We start from the raw sequence: 17150 nt of genomic DNA, 5'->3' as shown, positions 1-17150 counted from the left end.
TATGTCTATGGTTTTTATCAAAGTCATATTTGAGTAGTAAATAAGATGCGGTGCACATGTTAGAAAAGCATAAAAAACCAGTGTTGCTACACTGGTTTAATCTTAGAAATAGCATAAAACTTAAGCTTAGTTTTTCTTACGGTCTAAGCTTGGGTCTTTAATTTCTACAAAAGCATTGTTGCGTGTTTCACGTAACCAGCTATCCAATTCAGTATCAAACTGGCGTTCACCTAATATTTGACGTGCCATACGTTCTTGGTATTCACGAGTCATATCTTGCTGGCGTGTATCGGTCACTTGTAGTACATGCCAACCAAACTGGGTTTGGAATGGTGCGCTGATTTCACCTTTTGCAGTGTTTTTCATTTGATTTTCAAATTCTGGCACCATCATGCCAGGATTCACCCAGCCTAGACTGCCACCATCACGTGCAGAACCAGCATCATTAGAGAACGTCGCTGCTAAGGTTGCAAAGTCTTCACCCGCTTTTAAACGGTTGTGAATACTGTCAATCATGTGTTTCGCATTTTCAGGGCTTACGACTTCACTTGGCTGAATCAAGATATGTCGAGTTTGGTATTGTGGAACTAGTGCACGTTGCTCAGTACTTTTGCGCTCCAGTAATTTTACGACATGAATACCATCACGGACTTCAATCAGTTCACTGGTTTGCCCCACATCTAATGGCGTAATACGTGCAGCAAGTTCCGCGGGAATATCGGTCAAGTTACGTAAACCCATGTCTGCAGACTGAACGGTTACACCATTGCCTGTATATTTTTTACTAATGGCTTGAATATCGTTGCTTTGTGCCAATTCAGCTTTTACTTTTTGCGCAACTTGTGCGGCGTTTTCTGCTCCAGAAACACGCACATGCAAAATATGTACTTGATTGCCTAAGGCAGCCTGACCTTGTGGTGTTTTCAGGAAATTATCAACATCTTGGTCGCTAATTTGAATACGTGACATTACGACTTGCTGACGTAAGCGATTCATTGCCAAATCTTCAGCAATACGGTTACGTAAAAACGCATAACTGCCTGGTGCAGATTTATCTAATTTTTGCTGAAAAGTTTCTAGGCTGTTTGCGCCATTTTGCTGTGCAACTTTTAAAACTGCTTCATTTAAAGATTTTTCATCAGCTTTAATGTTATAGCGTTTGACTTGCTCTAATTGCGCTTGGCGTACAATCAGTTGTTCTAAAGCTTGTTGTTCTAAAATGTGTTGTGGTGGAACAGGGCGCTTTTGCATCTCAAGTTGTTGTTTGAGTTCAACCACGCTTTGCGCTAAATCACTTTTTAAAATGACACTATTGTCAACTACAGCCACAATTTGATCATTCGCAGCAAATGCAGGCAGCGCTGCTGTCATGCAAAGTGCTAAGGTTGATGCTTTTAAAAATCGTTTTAACTGTTCTGTTTTCATTAACGTTGTGTCCAAGATTGATTAATTTTATTAAAACCTAAAATACGGTTTTCAAGTAAAGATGCAAGTTTATTATTGAAACTGCCTAAACCTTTTAAATTTAACTCTGCCATAATGGCACGTTTGGGTTTAACGCCCGCATCCGTCACATCATCCAAGTCGTTATAGTAAGAGCGTCCATAGACTGAAATGCCCCAACAGCAAGATTCATAATTCACCCCTAGCAAATATTCACGGGCGACGCTATGGTCTAGGTCGTATTGCGCATGACCTAAAATACGCCAGTTGTTGTGAATCGGCTGAATAAACGATGCCACAACTTGATCATAATGATCTTGACGGTTTGGAATAACACGACGGTTAATATAACCAAAGCTATATAAGTTGCCTTGATCACCCGTGTAAAGCATATTGACACTGCGCTGTGCATTGTCGCCATTTGACATCCATGCAGCATTGGCACCCACACTGAGGTTTTGACTTAGCTGACTGGTTAAGCTCACAATTGGCCCAGTACGGTTTTCCGTATTAAATTCGTCTTCGGTATTATCCAGCGTGACACGACGATCTTCAAAGTAAAAACTTTGACCAATTCCTGCTCTAAGGCGTTCCAAACCAATTTCATCAAATAGGCTATAGTTTAAACCCAAAGACAAAAAGTTGTTGTCTTCTAAACGGTCATGACCATAGAAACGGTTTGGACTGAACAACTGGTCATAATTAATCGAAGCTGTTGCAGAGTCAAAGTTCGGGTGGTCGTTTTGATTGCGGTACGGTGCATAGGCATAGAACGCACGCGGGGTGATGGTTTGCAAGAAGCGACCATCTTTTTCAAAGGTAATCCCTGTATCTAAAGTGAATTGCGGAACAGTAACCGACTCACTTTTACTTGAAGATTTATACGTATCTGTACTTAGGGTCTCTTTGTCATAGAAGGTGTTGATGTTACGTAACGATACTTCAGGAATTACAAATGACCACGGGTTGCGGTAGTTGTAACGCACAGCAAAGTCATTATAAATACGCGTACCACTTGGTTCCCCATCTTGCGCAGCTAGATCTTTTTTGAAGTAAGCTGTGTCGTTATTAAATTCGACTTGGAAGCCTTGAGGATTGCCCGTTTTATAGTTCAATAAAAATTGTGGTAGGCGTGCATAAGGGCGATCCACAGATGGAATCGTCTTATCCAGGGTTTGGAAATCTTCAACTTTGAGCTGTGCTTTTAAACCCGGAATGCCGTTACGATAGTTAAGTTCCCAAGCACGACGTAAATTAAGATCGGTTTTGGAGTTAGGATTATTATTTAAATCGGCAAAGTAGTCTTTGTCCGATGCATAGTTATATTCCAAGTTGGTTGAAAATTGTTCGTTGATTTGCCAACCGTGTAAAAAATGTAAGTCTTTACGGTCTTGGTCATCATATTTGGCATCCGATGCTAAATAACCGCCCCAAATTTTACCTGAACCAAAATTTTCAGTTAAATAACGGAATTCACCTTCTAGCATCGCGCCACGATCTGCAATATAACGTGGGCTAACGGTAGCATCAAAATTCGGTGCAAGGTTTAAATACACAGGCACAGATAGCTCGACACCACCATCATTGGTAAAGCCAAAACTAGGCGTCAAAATACCTGTGGTACGGCGGTCATCAATTGGGAAATTGAAGTAGGGTACAGCCAAAACTGGTACATTTTTCACATACAATTTGGTGCCGCGTGTTTCACCGCGTCCCGTTTCCTGATTCAGCTTAATTTCATTGGCTTGAATTTTCCAAGTCGGGGCTTGTTCAGGCGGGCAAGTACTGTAAGTGGCATTATTCAGCACCATCGTATTGGTTGAGGTGCGTGCAATTTTTTCTGCCATGCCGTGTGCATGTTGTTCTTCGGCAATATAAAAACTGTTGTTTAAGTCACCTTGCTGGGTTTTTAGGTTGTAATTAATTTCATCACTTTGCGCCAGTAAACCCGCTTGCGCCATTTGTACCCGACCTTCGGCTTTGGCAAAGGTCTGAGTTTGATCAATGGTAATTTTATCGGCACGAATTTGACGACCTTCTTGGTCAATCACCACGTTGCCTTCTAAGACTGAATCACCATTTGGGTCATAGTGCCCATAATCGGCAGTCACTGTAGAAGTGGCATTTGCAGCATCTACCGCAACAGTACCTGAGCTGATCGGCGTTAGCCACGCACCCTCACAATAGGCAGAACTTTGGCTGTGACCAAATTGTTGTTGTGCTTCAGGTGCAGCTTTATCAACATAATATTGCTCAAAGAACTGCTGCCCAGGATAAGCTTCCTGAATGGTGTGTTTAAGCTGTTGGTTATTGAGATTTGTGACAGATGAAGTCTGATCTGTGGTCTGCGCATAGCTGGAAACAGAGTGACCACATAACAGAGTTAAGACCGCAGTCGCTAAAGGATTAAATTTAAACTGATGCTTCATTTATCTCATCAACCAAGAATGCTTAATCGCAATTAATTATTGTCGCATCATAGAGAAAAAGCGCAGAAGTAGCTACACTTAGCACTTTAAAAACTCAGCCTGTATTAGAATTTATTGCAAATGAATACACAACGCGAACAATTGATACAAACATGGATAACATCTGTACTTGGTTCAGATCAATTTGAAACTCATTTTTTAGCAGGCGATGCAAGTTTTCGTCGTTACGCACGAATCAAGTTGAATAATAAAACATTTATGCTCATGGATGCACCACCAGAAAAAGAAGATTGTGGTCCTTTTGTGACGATTGATGAATTTTTTGCTGCCCATGGCGTGCGCGTGCCAAAAATTGTAGCCAAAGACCTGACACAAGGCTTTTTGTTGCTTGAAGATTTTGGTGATGTCTTATTATCTACCTTGCTGAATGATCAGACTGTAGATGACTACTATGCGCAGTGTTTTAAGCAGTTAATTCAATTACAAGATATTGATGGTACGGCACATTTCCCTGAGTATTCCTATGACAAACTCATCAGTGAAATGGAATTGCTCACCGATTGGTTATTGCCTGCCTTACAGATTCAGCCAAGCGCAGAAGAAAGTGCCTTAATTAAACGTACTTTTGCTATTTTAGCCAATGCAGCTGTGGCACAGCCGCAAGTGATTGTGCATCGTGATTTTCATAGTCGTAACTTAATGAAAGTAGGCGATGACACGGAACTTGGTGTGATTGATTTTCAGGATGCGGTCATTGGTGCAGATACATACGACTTAATTTCGATTACCCGTGATGCTTATGTGCAGTGGAATGCTGAGCATGTGTATCGTTGGTTTAAAATGTTCTATGACTTGTTGCCAGAAGCATCTAAACAAGAACGTGATTTTGAACAATTTAAAAAAGATGCCGATATGATGGCGATTCAGCGTCATATCAAAATTTTAGGTATTTTTGTGCGCCTGTTTGAACGTGATGGCAAATCGGGTTATCTCAAAGATTTACCGCGCGTGATGTGGTATTTACTTGAAGAAAGTAAGCCTTATTCAGAATTACAACCATTTATGCACTTTATTCACACGACAGTAATGCCAAAATTTACTGCTAAATATGGTCAGTATGAGGTGGTTGCCTAAATGAAAGCCATGATTCTTGCCGCAGGAATGGGCAATCGTATGCGTCCTTTAACACTGCATACGCCTAAACCTTTATTGGAAGTCGGTGGTAAGCCTTTAATTGTGTGGCACATCGAAAAGTTGCAAAAAATTGGTGTGCAGGAAATTGTCATTAATACCGCATGGCTAGGTGAAAAACTTGCAGATGCTTTGGGCGATGGTTCTCAGTTTGGTGTGAAAATTTTGTGGTCGCATGAAGGCGAAGGCTTAGAAACTGCAGGTGGCATCATCAATGCGTTGCCATTATTGGGCAATGAACCTTTTATATTGGTGAATGGTGATGTCTGGACCACTATGGATTTTGCACCATTATTAAATGTGCAGCTTCAAGACGATTTAGCACATTTGGTTTTGGTGGAAAATCCCGTGCAGCATCCACAAGGTGATTTCACTTTGGCTGCAAATAAAGCCTATACTTTTGAGCAAGCACGCTCAGGTGAAAATCTAACTTATAGTGGCGTGGCGGTGATGCATCCGCAAATGTTTAACGGTTTGGAATCGGGCAAACGTCCGCTTGCGCCATTGCTCAAACAGGCCATGCAGCAAGAAAAAATTTCTGCACAGAAATTGCAAGGTGTTTGGGTGGATGTTGGCACTCCTGAACGATTAAATGCGCTAGATCAACAAATTCAGCAGGGTGTGTACGCTTAAGTGCATATTCACTAAGCATTCGCCCCTATGACTGCAACTATAAATCGGTATACTTCCATTAACTTTTTCGAGATGTGAATTGTGATGCATTCGTTTTTTCAGGAACTCAAGCAAGGTAGTCAGGCTTTAGGTTTAGAGCTCAGTGATGAGGCTTTAAATTTATTACTCAAATACCAAGATGCTTTGGTGCTATGGAACAAAGCGTATAACCTCACTGCAATTCGTGACCCGAAAGAAATGCTAGTGAAGCATTTGCTAGACAGTCTGAGCATCCTCAAAGATTTGCCTGCAGGTCGTTTACTAGATATTGGTACAGGTGGCGGTATGCCGGGCATGATTATTGCCTTGTGTCAGCCTGAGCGCGATTGCGTGTTATTGGACTCGAATGGGAAAAAGATTCGTTTCTTAAAACAGTTTATTGCCGATTTAAAACTGAAAAACGTCGTGGCAGTTCAGACCCGTGTTGAAAATGAAGACAGCATCCGCAAGTTAGGTCAGTTTGATGTAATTACCAGTCGTGCTTTTGCATCTTTAACTGACTTTGTTGCAGCATCTAAACCATTTATGCATGAACAAAGTATTATTGCTTCTATGAAAGGTTTGGTTCCTGCCGATGAAGTGGAAGCATTGAAAGATGAGTTTAGCTGTGAAATTATCGAGCTTAAAGTTCCGCGCTTAGACGAACAACGTCATTTACTTTTATTAAAACGTATTTAATTTTCAAGGACTGGGGTGATCATGGCACAAATTATTGCGATTGCGAACCAAAAAGGTGGTGTCGGAAAAACCACAACCGCAGTAAATTTGGCAGCATCTTTGGCTGTTTTGAAAAAGCGCGTTTTATTGGTCGATATGGACTCACAAGGCAATGCCACCATGGGTTCAGGCATTCAAAAAAATGATTTGCTGTATTCAGTGACCGATGTATTGTTGGGCGAAGTGCCGATTGAAACCGCAATTAGCAAGGCAGAAGTTGGTTATAAAGTCTTGGGTGCCAATCGTGATTTGGCAGGGGTTGAATTGGTGATTGCTGAGCAAGAAGGGCGCGAGTTTATTTTGCGCAATGCCTTGCAAGAAGTTGCCAAAGACTTTGATTATATTATTGTCGACTGTGCACCAAGTTTAAGCTTAATTACAGTAAACGCTTTAGCAGCAGTGCAAAGTGTGATCATTCCAATGCAGTGTGAATATTACGCACTTGAAGGTTTGGCTGACCTGACGCAAACCATTGACCGTATTCAACAAGCACTCAATCCTGATTTAGAAATTATTGGTGTATTACGCACCATGTATGATGCGCGTAATGCCCTAACCCGTGATGTGTCTGAAGAATTATCACACTATTTTGGTAAAAAATTATACGATACCGTGATTCCGCGTAATGTACGCTTGGCAGAAGCACCTGCACACGGTTTACCCGTCATTTATTTTGAAAAAAGCTCGAAGGGTGCAGTTGCCTACCTGAATTTAGCAGCTGAAATGTTGAAAAAAAGCAAAGTGAAAAAAGGAAGTAAAGCATGACCACAAAAAAACGCGGATTAGCCAAAGGTCGTGGTTTGGATGCCTTATTGGGGTCAATCCAGAAAGAAAAATTACAACTTGAAGTGCAATCTTTAGATCATGGTCAGCTAAAACAAATTGATGTCAGTTTATTAAAACGTGGTGAATATCAACCGCGTCGCTTTATTCAAGAGCAAGATTTACAGGAACTGGCGGCATCTATTGAAAAACATGGTGTAATGCAGCCAATTGTGATTCGTCCTATTGATGACGAACTACATCCTTATGAAATTATTGCAGGTGAACGTCGCTGGCGTGCTGCACAGTTGGCAGGTTTAACTGAAATTCCTGCAATTGTGCGTGATTTGACCGATCAGGTCGCGATTGCTTTGGCATTAATTGAAAACATCCAGCGCCAAGACCTTAACCCAATTGATCAGGCAATGGCGTTACAACGCTTTCACGATGAGTTTGGCTTGAGTCATCAGGAAATTGCCGAAACAGTAGGTAAAGCACGTACCACGGTCAGTAATTTATTGCGTTTACTCACTTTGGCTGAGCCTGTTAAAGAGTTGATGCAGCAAGGCTTGCTAGATATGGGGCATGCACGTGCTATTTTAACTTTGAAAGCTAAAGATCAGCTCAAAGTCGCGCAGCATGTAATTGAAAAGAATTTATCGGTACGTCAAACCGAACAGTTGGTACGTGACTTTAATGCGCCAAAACAAGAAAAGCCGAAAACGGCTATTGCGCCTGATATTCAACAACTCACGCAACGTCTTTCTGAGCGTTTTAGTGCAGATGTTAAAATTGATTATAACAAGCAAGGTAAGGGCAAATTGACCATCAGTTATCACTCTCTGGAAGAGCTGGATGGTATTTTAAATATTTGCCTGTCCGATTAATTTTAATTCGTATTTTATTGGGGAAAAGCGAATGTGGGAATTGGTAAAAGCAGGTGGCTGGCTGATGCTGCCGTTGGTATTGTGCTCGGTATTTACCGTTGCAATTACCATTGAGCGTTTTATGCGTTTAAAGAGAGCAGGTATTTTGCCCAATGCGTTGTTGCTCAACCGCGGGCAAAGTTTAGCGACTGTGTTGCAACAACTGAATCAAAGTGCCAACTTAAAAAACAGTACATTAGGCCGTATTTTTGAGGCGGGTGCGCGTAACAAACAACAATCAGAACACTATGCGCGTGCACAAATGGAAGCGACAGCTTCACAAGAAATTGGTTATTTAGAAAAAAATATCAACTTCTTGGGTACGCTCAGTGCAGTTGCGCCATTATTGGGTTTATTGGGTACAGTGCTTGGGATTATTGAATCATTTTTAGTGATTGATGTGGGTGCAAGTAATCCAACCTTAATGATTCCAGGGATTTCTAAAGCCTTAATTACCACTGCTGCAGGTATGTTAATTGCAATTCCAGCCTTATTTGCCTATCGTTATTTTCAGCGTTTGGTGCAAGAATATACTGCTGAGTTAGAGCAGCAAGCGACTTTGTTTCACGCAGGATTATTTCATCAGAGTCAACCTCATCAGCTTGATGCGGATGTGCAAGATGTGAAAAAAGTAAGCTAAGGTGAGTTTATGAAATTCAAACGCTCGCAAGTTGAAGATATTCATATTAACCTGACTCCAATGATTGACTGTTTACTGTTCATCTTGGTGTTTTTGTTGCTTTCGACCACATTTAACCAATTTAGCCGTATGAATTTAACTTTGCCAGATGCGCAAGGCGTACCACCAAAATCTTATGAACATAAAATTGAAGTCGTGGTAGATTCTTCAGGGCATTATTCTGTCAATGGTCAGGCACTTTCGACTAAGGAAGTGGCAGATTTAAGCACAGCAATTAAACAAATTTCTCAAGATCGACGTGATTTAATGTTTATCATTGCTGCAGATGCCAAAGCCACTCATCAAGATGTGATTCGAGTGATGGATGTCGCAGGACAACTTGGTTTCGTCAACATCAATATCAGTACGAAAGTCCCAACTCGAGGTTATTAGTGAAGAAGGATTTACAGGTCTATCGCCGTCTTCTGAGATATTTGCTCCCATTTTGGGGCTTGGCAATCTTGGTGATTATCGGTTTCGCCATTAATGCAGCCACAGAAGTATCTGTGGCAAAACTCTTGGAAAAAATTATTAATGCCATTCAGGAGCGTGACCAATCTTTCACCACACTATTTCCGCTATTAGTCATTGCACTGATGTTTTTCCGTGGTTTGGGAACTTTTATTGGCGGTTACTATACCGCAGTGATTTCACGTAATTTGGTATTCAATATCCGTCAGGAAGTCTTTGCTAAATTGCTGCGTTTACCTGCACAGTATTACTTAGATAATACCAGTGGGCACATTACTGCCAAAATTATGTATAACGTAGAGCAGTTGACCGCTGCATCTACAGAATCGCTGCGTACATTGGTACAACAGGGTTTGATTACACTCGGCTTGCTCGGCTATTTGCTGTATACCAACTGGCGTTTGACCCTCTGTATTTTGGTATTTGGCCCATTAATTGGCTTGCTGATTCGTAAAGCTGCAAAACGCATGCGTCGTTTATCTATTCAAGTACAAGACACCATGGGGGATGTAAACCACGTGGTGCAAGAAACGGTGAATGGTAATTTGGTCGTCAAAGGTTTTGGTGGTCAGACCTATGAACAAAGCCGATTTAAAGAAAACTCTTTAGAAAACCTGCGTCGTGGTTTAAAGATGGTGGCAGTGCAGCAATTGAACAGCCCTGTGGTGCAGTTCATTATGTCCATTGCTTTGGCAATTATTATCTGGATTGCCTTACGCCCAGAAATTCTACGTGATATTTCAGCAGGCGAGTTTGTAGCCTACATTACTGCCGCAGGTATGTTGAGCAAACCAATTAAAGCCCTTACCGATATTAATGAAAAATTACAACGCGGTTTGGCAGCAGCGCATTCGGTTTTTGAATTGCTCGATATGCCTGAAGAAGATAATCACGGGACGCTTACACCAGACTTAAAAGGTAATTTGCAATTTAAGAATGTGAATTTGGTGTATTCCGATGGGCATCATGCCATTCATGATTTTAATCTGGATGTCAAAGCAGGTGAAACTGTGGCTTTAGTTGGGCGTTCAGGTGCGGGTAAAACCTCATTGGTCAATCTGTTGGTACGTTTTCAGGAAGTATCTTCAGGGCAAATTTTGTTTGATCAGCAGGATATTCGTGACATTGAGCTGAATAGCCTGCGTTCACAAATTGCTATGGTCAATCAGCAAGTGGTATTGTTTAACCGTACGGTGCGTGAAAATATTGCCTATGGTCAGCTTGAAGGTGCGAGTGATGAAGCAGTGATTGCTGCAGCCAAAGCGGCTTATGCACATGACTTTATTATGGCTTTACCGCAAGGCTACGACACAGCATTAGGTGCGCAAGGCTTGAATTTGTCTGGTGGTCAGCGACAGCGTATTGCCATTGCACGTGCAATCTTGAAAAATGCACCGATTTTAATTTTAGATGAAGCCACCAGTGCTTTAGACAATGAATCTGAATACTTTATTCAACGTGCATTTGATGCGGCCATGCAAGACCGTACCACCATTGTCATTGCACACCGTTTATCTACCATTGAAAATGCTGACCGTATTGTGGTGATGGATCAAGGACGTATTTTAGAACAAGGTACTCATCAGGAACTCATAGCGCGAAAAGGTGCGTACTTCCAGTTGCATCAACGTAACTTCGAGGAACATTAATTCATGTCTTTGGCACAATTTATTCAGGACGCTTGGCAGCAACAAGCCAAATGGCTGGTTGTGCTTAGGCCCTTGTCTTTATTGTACCGTGGTGTGAGTTTGCTCAATCAAAATTTATATCGTTCAGGTATTAAAACCGCTTATACCGCGCCCGTACCTGTGATGGTGATTGGCAATATTACTGTGGGTGGCAGCGGCAAAACCCCTTTGCTGATTCACTTGGTCAAATATCTACAAAGTTTAGATGTTCGTGTTGGCGTGATTAGCCGTGGTTATGGCGGAAAAGGCCCATTTCCAGCCTATGTCAGCATTGACGCTAATGTTGACGTAGTGGGCGATGAACCGACTTTGATTGTGCAATCTACAGGCGTACCGATGGCTGTGGGGCCAAATCGTCAAAAAAGTATTGAATTGTTACTTGCACAGCATGAATTGGATTTAATTATTAGTGATGATGGTTTGCAGCATTTGGCTTTAAACCGTCAATTGGAATGGATTGTTTTAGATAATAATCGTGGTTTGGGTAACGAGAAAATATTGCCCGAAGGTTATTTGCGTGAACCAAAATCTCGATTAGAGCATGCCACGGTGATTGAACATGCAGCGCAACCGAGTTCTGAATTAAATATGCATTTGGCCGTTGCAGCGCCATACTTATTGCATCCCGCACAAGAATTAATTTTTGATCCGACCCAAAATTTTTATGCTGTCGTGGGCATTGGCTTTCCTGAGCGGTTTTATAAAACTTTAGAGTCGATGGGTGTGACCCAATTTCAATGTCATGAGTTTCCAGACCATCATGACTATGAAATTACCGATTTGCAGTTTGAAGACTCGCAACCGATGATTACCACAGAAAAAGATGCGGTCAAGTTATTGCCCCTGTTAAAGCAATATCCAGATTTTCAGCGCGAAATTTGGGTTGTACCTGTAGATGCAGTATTGTCATCGGCCTGCTATGTCACCTTACATCAACAATTGAAACAATTGGGTTTAAACCTGCCTGAAAGACCATGATAAGGAAAATTATGAAGCACATTGTTATCCCTGCACGTTATGCTAGTTCACGCCTGCCAGGCAAACCTTTACTGGAAATTCATGGTCGTGCCATGATTTTACGTGTGGTTGATCAGGCAAAAAAAGTGGCAGGTTTTGATGACTTGTGTGTGGCGACCGATGATGCTCGTATTGCAGAATTATGCCGTGCCGAAGGTGTAGATGTAGTGCTGACTTCGGCAGACCATCCATCAGGTACAGATCGTTTAAGTGAAGTGGCGCGCATTAAAGGTTGGGATAAAAACGATATTATCGTCAATGTGCAGGGCGATGAGCCACTTTTGCCTGCGCAATTGGTGCAACAAGTGGCGCAGTTGTTAGAAGCTCAACCTGAATGCTCGATGTCTACGCTATGTGAGCCGATTCAGCAACTAGATGAATTTACTCGCGACAGCATTGTTAAAGTGGTCATGTCTAAACACAATCAGGCTTTGTATTTTAGCCGTGCCACGATTCCTTATGACCGTGATGGTGCGAAAGCAGCGACACCACAATTGCATGCACATGCGTATCGCCATTTAGGTTTGTATGCGTACCGTGTGGAATTGCTGCAAGAATATGTGACTTGGGAAATGGGAACATTGGAAAAGCTGGAAAGCCTAGAGCAATTGCGTGTCTTGGAAAATGGACATCGTATTGCCATTGCAGTTGCAGAAGCCAATTTACCACCGGGTGTAGATACCCAAGCAGACTTAGACCGTTTAAATGCAATGGATATTGCCCATTTTGAGTAAGTGAATCACCGACCATGCAACGTGATGTAATTGGACAAGTATATCCTTGGCAGCAACAAGTTTGGGAAAACCTGACAGGGCGATTTCCCAAAATGGGGCATGGTTTATTGTTTTTTGGCAAACAGGGTTGTGGTAAAGAAGCCTTTGCACAGCAATTTGTGGCTTGGATTTTATGCCAACAGCGTGATGTGCAGTCACAGCCTTGTGGTGAATGTAGCAGTTGTCAGTGGTTAAAATCAGATACACATCCGAATTATGTCTATATCAGCACCGATGAAGAGAATAAAAAGCAAAACGCGAAAATTAAGATCGAGAAGATCCGTGATTTATTACCTTTTGTCCAGCAAACGGTAGATGGCTGGCGGGTGATTGTGATTGAACCTGCTGAAGCCTTAAATATTGCATCTTCCAATGCGTTGCTGAAAACCCTCGAAGAACCGGGTGATCGCATCGTGATTATTTTGCTGGCAGATCATTATCTTAAATTACCTGCAACCATTCGTAGCCGTTTGCAGCATTTTGCTTTAGACCGTATTGATGCTGCACAGGCTACGGCATATTTGCAGCAGCATTTGCCCGATTTAGATGCGAACAAACAGCAATTGTTGATGAATTTGTCTAATCAAATGCCATTGCAGGCTTTGCAGTTGGCACAGGCAGAATGGCTGGAACAGCGTACAGATTTTCTGAAAGACTGGTATAAACTGGTGACGCAAAAAAATATGCCGATGGCAATCGCAACCAAGTGGAACAAGGCGCTGAGCTTTACTGATTTTAGTCAGATGTTTGAATACTTGTTGTGTGATTTAATTTGTGTCAAGCTAAATCAAAGCATTAAAAATTTGGATTTAAGCACCGCTTTGCAGCATTTGGCTGAACAATATGACTTAGAAAGTCTGTTTGGTTTATATGCAGAATTACAGCAAGCCAAGCCAATGCTTGAGCAAAACGTGCAAAGTAATCTAGTGCTTGATCAATTATGTATTAAGTTGATGAATATTTAAGGGGAACATGATGCAACCACGTATGGGCGGTATTATTCAGGCCAATATTCCTGATGTCGAAACGCTATATTTAAGTTATATGCCATACGTTGTGGGCGGTGGCTTATTTGTACCCTCAAAACAACCTGTAAAAATGGGTGAAGAAATCTTCGTGCTTGCAACTTTGCCTGAACAATCACAAAAAATTCCACTTACAGGAAAAGTCATCTGGATTTCGCAAAAGCAAAACGGCATCAAATTGCAGGGCTTTGGCATTCAACTGAGCGGTGAAAAAGGCGTTTATTACAAATCTGAAGCCGAAAGAATCCTTGCGGGGCTTAAGTCTGACAACCGTAACAGTTACACTATGTAGGTTGTTTGCTTTTAGGAAAAAATCGTGTTTGTAGATACACATTGTCATTTAACGATGTTGGATTTAAGCCCTTATGATGGTGACTTAGATGCAGCAATTGCACAGGCACGCCTAGCGGGTGTGTCTAAAATTATGGGTATCTCTGTCGATTTAGACGATCATATTGCATTGTCAAAAATTGCAGCACGCCATGCCGATGTCGGTTATAGCGTGGGTGTGCATCCTTGTGAAAATGCAGAAAATATGGCGCGTGCCACCACCGAGCAACTGATTGCTTTAGCACAAGCAGACAAAGTCTGGGCTTTGGGCGAAACAGGTTTGGACTATTTTCACAGTACCGATTTTGTCGCAGAGCAAAAAGCCTGCTTTGCGCGGCATATTCATGCGTCACAAGCTGTAAAAAAACCTGTGGTGGTACATACCCGTGCTGCCAAGCAAGATACAGTAGATATTATCCGTGCTGAAAAGTCGACACATGGTGTATTACATTGCTTTACTGAAGACTGGGCAACCGCCAAAGCGGTGTTAGATTGTGGTTATTATGTGTCGTTTTCAGGCATTGTTTCCTTTAAAAATGCGCAAGATTTACGTGATGTGGCTAAGCAAGTACCTTTAGACCGTGTCTTAATTGAAACTGATAGTCCATATTTGGCACCTGTGCCATATCGCGGTAAGACAAATGAGCCAAAATACGTTCCGTATGTAGCCAAAGCCCTAAGTGATGTATATGATAAGTCCTTAGAGGAAATGGCTTTCATAACAACACAAAACTTTGAAAACCTGCTCAAAGGACATTAATTTGCATAGTGGAATGATGCAAAAATTTAATGTTCTGGTGATATTAAAAATTTCCATTGATTGAATAGTGAAAAGAGAGTTTATCGGGTGAAGATGGATCGTCAGGCTCAGTTTCGAGCAAGAGAAACGTTAATTTTCCAAGTGGCAGAGCAGTTGCTTTTGGAAAATGGTGAAGCAGGAATGACCCTTGATGCTTTGGCAGCAGAACTGGATTTGGCCAAAGGTACTCTATATAAACACTTTCAAAGTAAAGATGAACTATATATGTTGCTTATTATTCGTAATGAGCGCATGTTGCTAGAAATGATTAAAGATGCGGAAAAACAGTTTCCTGAACATCTAGCATTTTTTATGCTGCATCACTTACATCATCCTGAACGTACTGTGCTTTTTCATCAAATTGAAGAACGCCTTTCTACAACGGGTGTTGGCATTGGCTTGTTGTTTAGTGAACTATATCAGGTTCGTAAAAGCCGATTACGCATCATTATCCGTATGACTGAACAATATTTGGAATCTATTAATAGTCACATGGAAGTGCGTGATTATCTGGCTTCAATTTGGGCACTTACGCATGGTGCGGCAGCCATTTTAAACTCAAGTTTCTATCAGCGTTATTTAGGTTCCCGGGATACTTTACGTGTGGCCTATATCGATCAAGCGTTGGCGATGCCCAAACAAGCACAATCTTTCGAGCAATTGAATTAATACGCTATGAACACACCACTATCTTCGGTTCGCGGTTTTACGCTCATTGAATTGATGGTGGTGATAGTCATTATGGCGATTATGGCATCGCTGGTTTTAATGAATATCGGTGGTGTTGATCAGCGTAAAGCCATGCAGGCGCGGGAAGTGTTTTTATTGGATTTGCGTAAACTGAATCGTGAAGCCAATGATCAAGCGCGTATTTTTGCACTCAATTTGCATCAAGCAACCGATGTTTCAGCTGCGCGTTATGATGTGTTGGAATATCAGCCTTATGCCACAGAACAACAATTAAGCCTGCAAAATAATCAAAAATGGCAAAACTATGGCGAATTTAAAAGCAGAACGTTGCCTGAACAAGTTTCTATCCAAATTTTATCTTTAGAACAAAGCTATCCGAATGCTAACAATAGTGAGTTGCTGCAAGGTAATGCACCCGCACTGATTTGGCTGGGCAATGGTGAAGCCAAACCTGTGCGTATTCAGTTCTATTTAGAACAGCGTCCTGTAGGTGCGGAAATAGAGGTCGATCATTTAGGAAAAATCCATGAAAGCTAAAGGATTTACACTACTTGAAGTTATGGTGGCTTTGGCAATTTTTGCAACAGCAGCTATGGCAATGACCAAAGTGGCGATGCAATATACCCAATCCACCGCCAATGCAATTTTAAGAACCAAAGCACAATTTGTGGCTTTGAATGAAGTGGCATTGATGGAAATGAATCGGCAATGGTTAAGTGGAACAGAGTCAAAGCAAGTGACACAACAGGGCGAAACATGGCAAATTGACAAGTCCACACAGCCAACCATTAGTCCGAATGTGCAACGTGTCGATCTTCAAATCAGTTTATATAATCAAGACACAGGACAAGTTGAAGCAGGAGTGACTTCTTTAGTGTTTTTTAATGCCCGTGAGCAGCAATCATGAGTACAAAGAAAGGCTTCACTTTAGTTGAGTTGCTAGTCGCTATTGCAATTTTTGCAGTGCTGTCTGCTTTGGGTTGGAAAGTATTTGATTATCTCGCCAAAGTCAAAGATCGCAATGCGATGCATGAAGCCAATCTAGAACAGTTGCAAGAAAGCTATCAACAAATATTACGTGACACGATGCAGGCTGTTCCATTAACGGCCAATGTCAAAGGGCAGCAACAACCTGCTTTGGTTTTACAAAATGGACGTTTTAATTTCAGTAAAACTGGTGTGACCGATCCCTTGCAGCAGGGTATTTCACCCCATGAGCGCGTAGAATATCAATATCGTGCCGATGAAAAAAAATTGTATCGTTTAAAATATCGTAATTTGCATCAAACGGGCAATGATCAGCCTGAGTCGAGCGTGATGTTGGATGAAGTCGAAGCCTTTGAGATTATGGTATTGAATCCAAATGAATTAAGTAGTTGGCCTGAAAGTAGTGTCGATTCGCAACAAACTGAACAATTAAGACTGCTTCCGAAAGGAATAAAAATAAATTTAACCGTGCGTGACGTGCAATATGAATGGATATTTAGCTTATTGCAGACTGATTTTTTAAAGAAGAAAGACAATTAAAGGCACAGTGG

The 17150-nt window shown here is 41.6% G+C and carries 19 protein-coding genes; 17 read left to right on the top strand and 2 right to left on the bottom strand.

What is annotated here, in order from left to right; all coding sequences use genetic code 11:
* Positions 1-126: 126 nt before the first annotated feature.
* Positions 127-1425, bottom strand: a complete 1299-nt coding sequence (locus F947_RS13335) for a peptidylprolyl isomerase (protein WP_004976835.1) — start codon at positions 1423-1425, stop codon at positions 127-129.
* Positions 1425-3872 carry an LPS-assembly protein LptD gene (locus F947_RS13330; protein WP_004976831.1) on the bottom strand — a complete coding sequence of 816 codons (2448 nt, stop codon included), beginning with the start codon at positions 3870-3872 and terminating at the stop codon, positions 1425-1427. The genes F947_RS13335 and F947_RS13330 overlap by 1 nt, the downstream gene beginning before the upstream one ends.
* A 120-nt stretch (positions 3873-3992) precedes the next feature.
* Here F947_RS13330 and F947_RS13325 point away from each other — a divergent pair, with 120 nt between their 5' ends.
* The 17 genes from F947_RS13325 (at position 3993) to gspJ (ending at position 17139) form a co-directional block, all read left to right on the top strand.
* Positions 3993-5006, top strand: coding sequence for an aminoglycoside phosphotransferase family protein (locus F947_RS13325; protein ID WP_004976827.1), 1014 nt, complete (start codon positions 3993-3995; stop codon positions 5004-5006).
* Positions 5007-5696 (top strand): N-acetylmuramate alpha-1-phosphate uridylyltransferase MurU, encoded by a 690-nt coding sequence (gene murU / locus F947_RS13320; protein WP_004976825.1) that lies wholly within the window; start codon positions 5007-5009, stop codon positions 5694-5696.
* Between the two features lie 84 nt (positions 5697-5780).
* Complete coding sequence (rsmG, locus tag F947_RS13315; protein WP_004976823.1) at positions 5781-6413, top strand: 16S rRNA (guanine(527)-N(7))-methyltransferase RsmG; 633 nt, start codon at positions 5781-5783, stop codon at positions 6411-6413.
* 21 nt (positions 6414-6434) lie between these two features.
* A complete protein-coding gene (locus tag F947_RS13310) occupies positions 6435-7217 on the top strand; it encodes a ParA family protein (protein ID WP_004976821.1) in 783 nt (260 codons plus the stop codon).
* A complete protein-coding gene (locus F947_RS13305; protein ID WP_004976817.1) occupies positions 7214-8101 on the top strand; it encodes a ParB/RepB/Spo0J family partition protein in 888 nt (295 codons plus the stop codon). The genes F947_RS13310 and F947_RS13305 overlap by 4 nt, the downstream gene beginning before the upstream one ends.
* Positions 8102-8132: 31 nt before the next feature.
* Positions 8133-8780: a MotA/TolQ/ExbB proton channel family protein gene (locus F947_RS13300; protein ID WP_004976814.1), complete on the top strand. Its 648-nt coding sequence runs from the start codon at positions 8133-8135 to the stop codon at positions 8778-8780.
* Between the two features lie 9 nt (positions 8781-8789).
* Positions 8790-9212, top strand: a complete 423-nt coding sequence (locus F947_RS13295) for an ExbD/TolR family protein (RefSeq protein WP_004976812.1) — start codon at positions 8790-8792, stop codon at positions 9210-9212.
* Positions 9212-10939: a lipid A export permease/ATP-binding protein MsbA gene (msbA, locus tag F947_RS13290; RefSeq protein ID WP_004976810.1), complete on the top strand. Its 1728-nt coding sequence runs from the start codon at positions 9212-9214 to the stop codon at positions 10937-10939. Before F947_RS13295 ends, msbA begins: the two co-directional genes overlap by 1 nt.
* Positions 10940-10942: 3 nt before the next feature.
* A complete protein-coding gene (lpxK, locus tag F947_RS13285; RefSeq protein ID WP_004976808.1) occupies positions 10943-11956 on the top strand; it encodes a tetraacyldisaccharide 4'-kinase in 1014 nt (337 codons plus the stop codon).
* Positions 11957-11967: 11 nt separating this feature from the next.
* A complete protein-coding gene (kdsB, locus tag F947_RS13280) occupies positions 11968-12729 on the top strand; it encodes a 3-deoxy-manno-octulosonate cytidylyltransferase (RefSeq protein ID WP_004976805.1) in 762 nt (253 codons plus the stop codon).
* Positions 12730-12743: 14 nt separating this feature from the next.
* Positions 12744-13733, top strand: a complete 990-nt coding sequence (locus F947_RS13275) for a DNA polymerase III subunit delta' C-terminal domain-containing protein (RefSeq protein ID WP_004976804.1) — start codon at positions 12744-12746, stop codon at positions 13731-13733.
* A 10-nt stretch (positions 13734-13743) separates the two neighbouring features.
* Complete coding sequence (locus F947_RS13270) at positions 13744-14085, top strand: PilZ domain-containing protein (protein ID WP_026438361.1); 342 nt, start codon at positions 13744-13746, stop codon at positions 14083-14085.
* A 24-nt stretch (positions 14086-14109) separates the two neighbouring features.
* Positions 14110-14883 carry a TatD family hydrolase gene (locus F947_RS13265; protein ID WP_004976800.1) on the top strand — a complete coding sequence of 258 codons (774 nt, stop codon included), beginning with the start codon at positions 14110-14112 and terminating at the stop codon, positions 14881-14883.
* Positions 14884-14976: 93 nt separating this feature from the next.
* Positions 14977-15591, top strand: coding sequence for a TetR/AcrR family transcriptional regulator (locus tag F947_RS13260; protein ID WP_004976797.1), 615 nt, complete (start codon positions 14977-14979; stop codon positions 15589-15591).
* 6 nt (positions 15592-15597) lie between these two features.
* Positions 15598-16149, top strand: coding sequence for a prepilin-type N-terminal cleavage/methylation domain-containing protein (locus F947_RS13255; RefSeq protein ID WP_004976794.1), 552 nt, complete (start codon positions 15598-15600; stop codon positions 16147-16149).
* Positions 16139-16519: a type II secretion system minor pseudopilin GspI gene (gene gspI, locus F947_RS13250; protein WP_004976793.1), complete on the top strand. Its 381-nt coding sequence runs from the start codon at positions 16139-16141 to the stop codon at positions 16517-16519. The genes F947_RS13255 and gspI overlap by 11 nt, the downstream gene beginning before the upstream one ends.
* Positions 16516-17139 (top strand): type II secretion system minor pseudopilin GspJ, encoded by a 624-nt coding sequence (gene gspJ, locus F947_RS13245; RefSeq protein WP_004976791.1) that lies wholly within the window; start codon positions 16516-16518, stop codon positions 17137-17139. The genes gspI and gspJ overlap by 4 nt, the downstream gene beginning before the upstream one ends.
* The last annotated feature ends 11 nt before the right edge of the window (positions 17140-17150 follow it).

This window comes from Acinetobacter towneri DSM 14962 = CIP 107472 (assembly GCF_000368785.1).
Classification (GTDB): Bacteria; Pseudomonadota; Gammaproteobacteria; order Pseudomonadales; family Moraxellaceae; genus Acinetobacter; species Acinetobacter towneri.
This window is presented reverse-complemented; position numbering and strand designations above follow the sequence as displayed.

Excerpts from the sequence above, each read along its gene's own strand:
- F947_RS13305 (WP_004976817.1), top strand. The coding sequence starts at position 7,214 with ATGACCACAAAAAAACGCGGATTAGCCAAAGGTCGTGGTTTGGATGCC.
- F947_RS13275 (WP_004976804.1), top strand. The coding sequence starts at position 12,744 with ATGCAACGTGATGTAATTGGACAAGTATATCCTTGGCAGCAACAAGTT.
- F947_RS13260 (WP_004976797.1), top strand. The coding sequence starts at position 14,977 with ATGGATCGTCAGGCTCAGTTTCGAGCAAGAGAAACGTTAATTTTCCAA.
- lpxK (WP_004976808.1), top strand. The coding sequence starts at position 10,943 with ATGTCTTTGGCACAATTTATTCAGGACGCTTGGCAGCAACAAGCCAAA.
- F947_RS13335 (WP_004976835.1), bottom strand. The coding sequence starts at position 1,425 with ATGAAAACAGAACAGTTAAAACGATTTTTAAAAGCATCAACCTTAGCA.
- gspI (WP_004976793.1), top strand. The coding sequence starts at position 16,139 with ATGAAAGCTAAAGGATTTACACTACTTGAAGTTATGGTGGCTTTGGCA.
- F947_RS13325 (WP_004976827.1), top strand. The coding sequence starts at position 3,993 with ATGAATACACAACGCGAACAATTGATACAAACATGGATAACATCTGTA.
- murU (WP_004976825.1), top strand. The coding sequence starts at position 5,007 with ATGAAAGCCATGATTCTTGCCGCAGGAATGGGCAATCGTATGCGTCCT.
- F947_RS13255 (WP_004976794.1), top strand. The coding sequence starts at position 15,598 with ATGAACACACCACTATCTTCGGTTCGCGGTTTTACGCTCATTGAATTG.
- F947_RS13270 (WP_026438361.1), top strand. The coding sequence starts at position 13,744 with ATGCAACCACGTATGGGCGGTATTATTCAGGCCAATATTCCTGATGTC.
- gspJ (WP_004976791.1), top strand. The coding sequence starts at position 16,516 with ATGAGTACAAAGAAAGGCTTCACTTTAGTTGAGTTGCTAGTCGCTATT.
- F947_RS13330 (WP_004976831.1), bottom strand. The coding sequence starts at position 3,872 with ATGAAGCATCAGTTTAAATTTAATCCTTTAGCGACTGCGGTCTTAACT.
- F947_RS13300 (WP_004976814.1), top strand. The coding sequence starts at position 8,133 with ATGTGGGAATTGGTAAAAGCAGGTGGCTGGCTGATGCTGCCGTTGGTA.
- F947_RS13310 (WP_004976821.1), top strand. The coding sequence starts at position 6,435 with ATGGCACAAATTATTGCGATTGCGAACCAAAAAGGTGGTGTCGGAAAA.
- rsmG (WP_004976823.1), top strand. The coding sequence starts at position 5,781 with ATGCATTCGTTTTTTCAGGAACTCAAGCAAGGTAGTCAGGCTTTAGGT.
- F947_RS13295 (WP_004976812.1), top strand. The coding sequence starts at position 8,790 with ATGAAATTCAAACGCTCGCAAGTTGAAGATATTCATATTAACCTGACT.
- kdsB (WP_004976805.1), top strand. The coding sequence starts at position 11,968 with ATGAAGCACATTGTTATCCCTGCACGTTATGCTAGTTCACGCCTGCCA.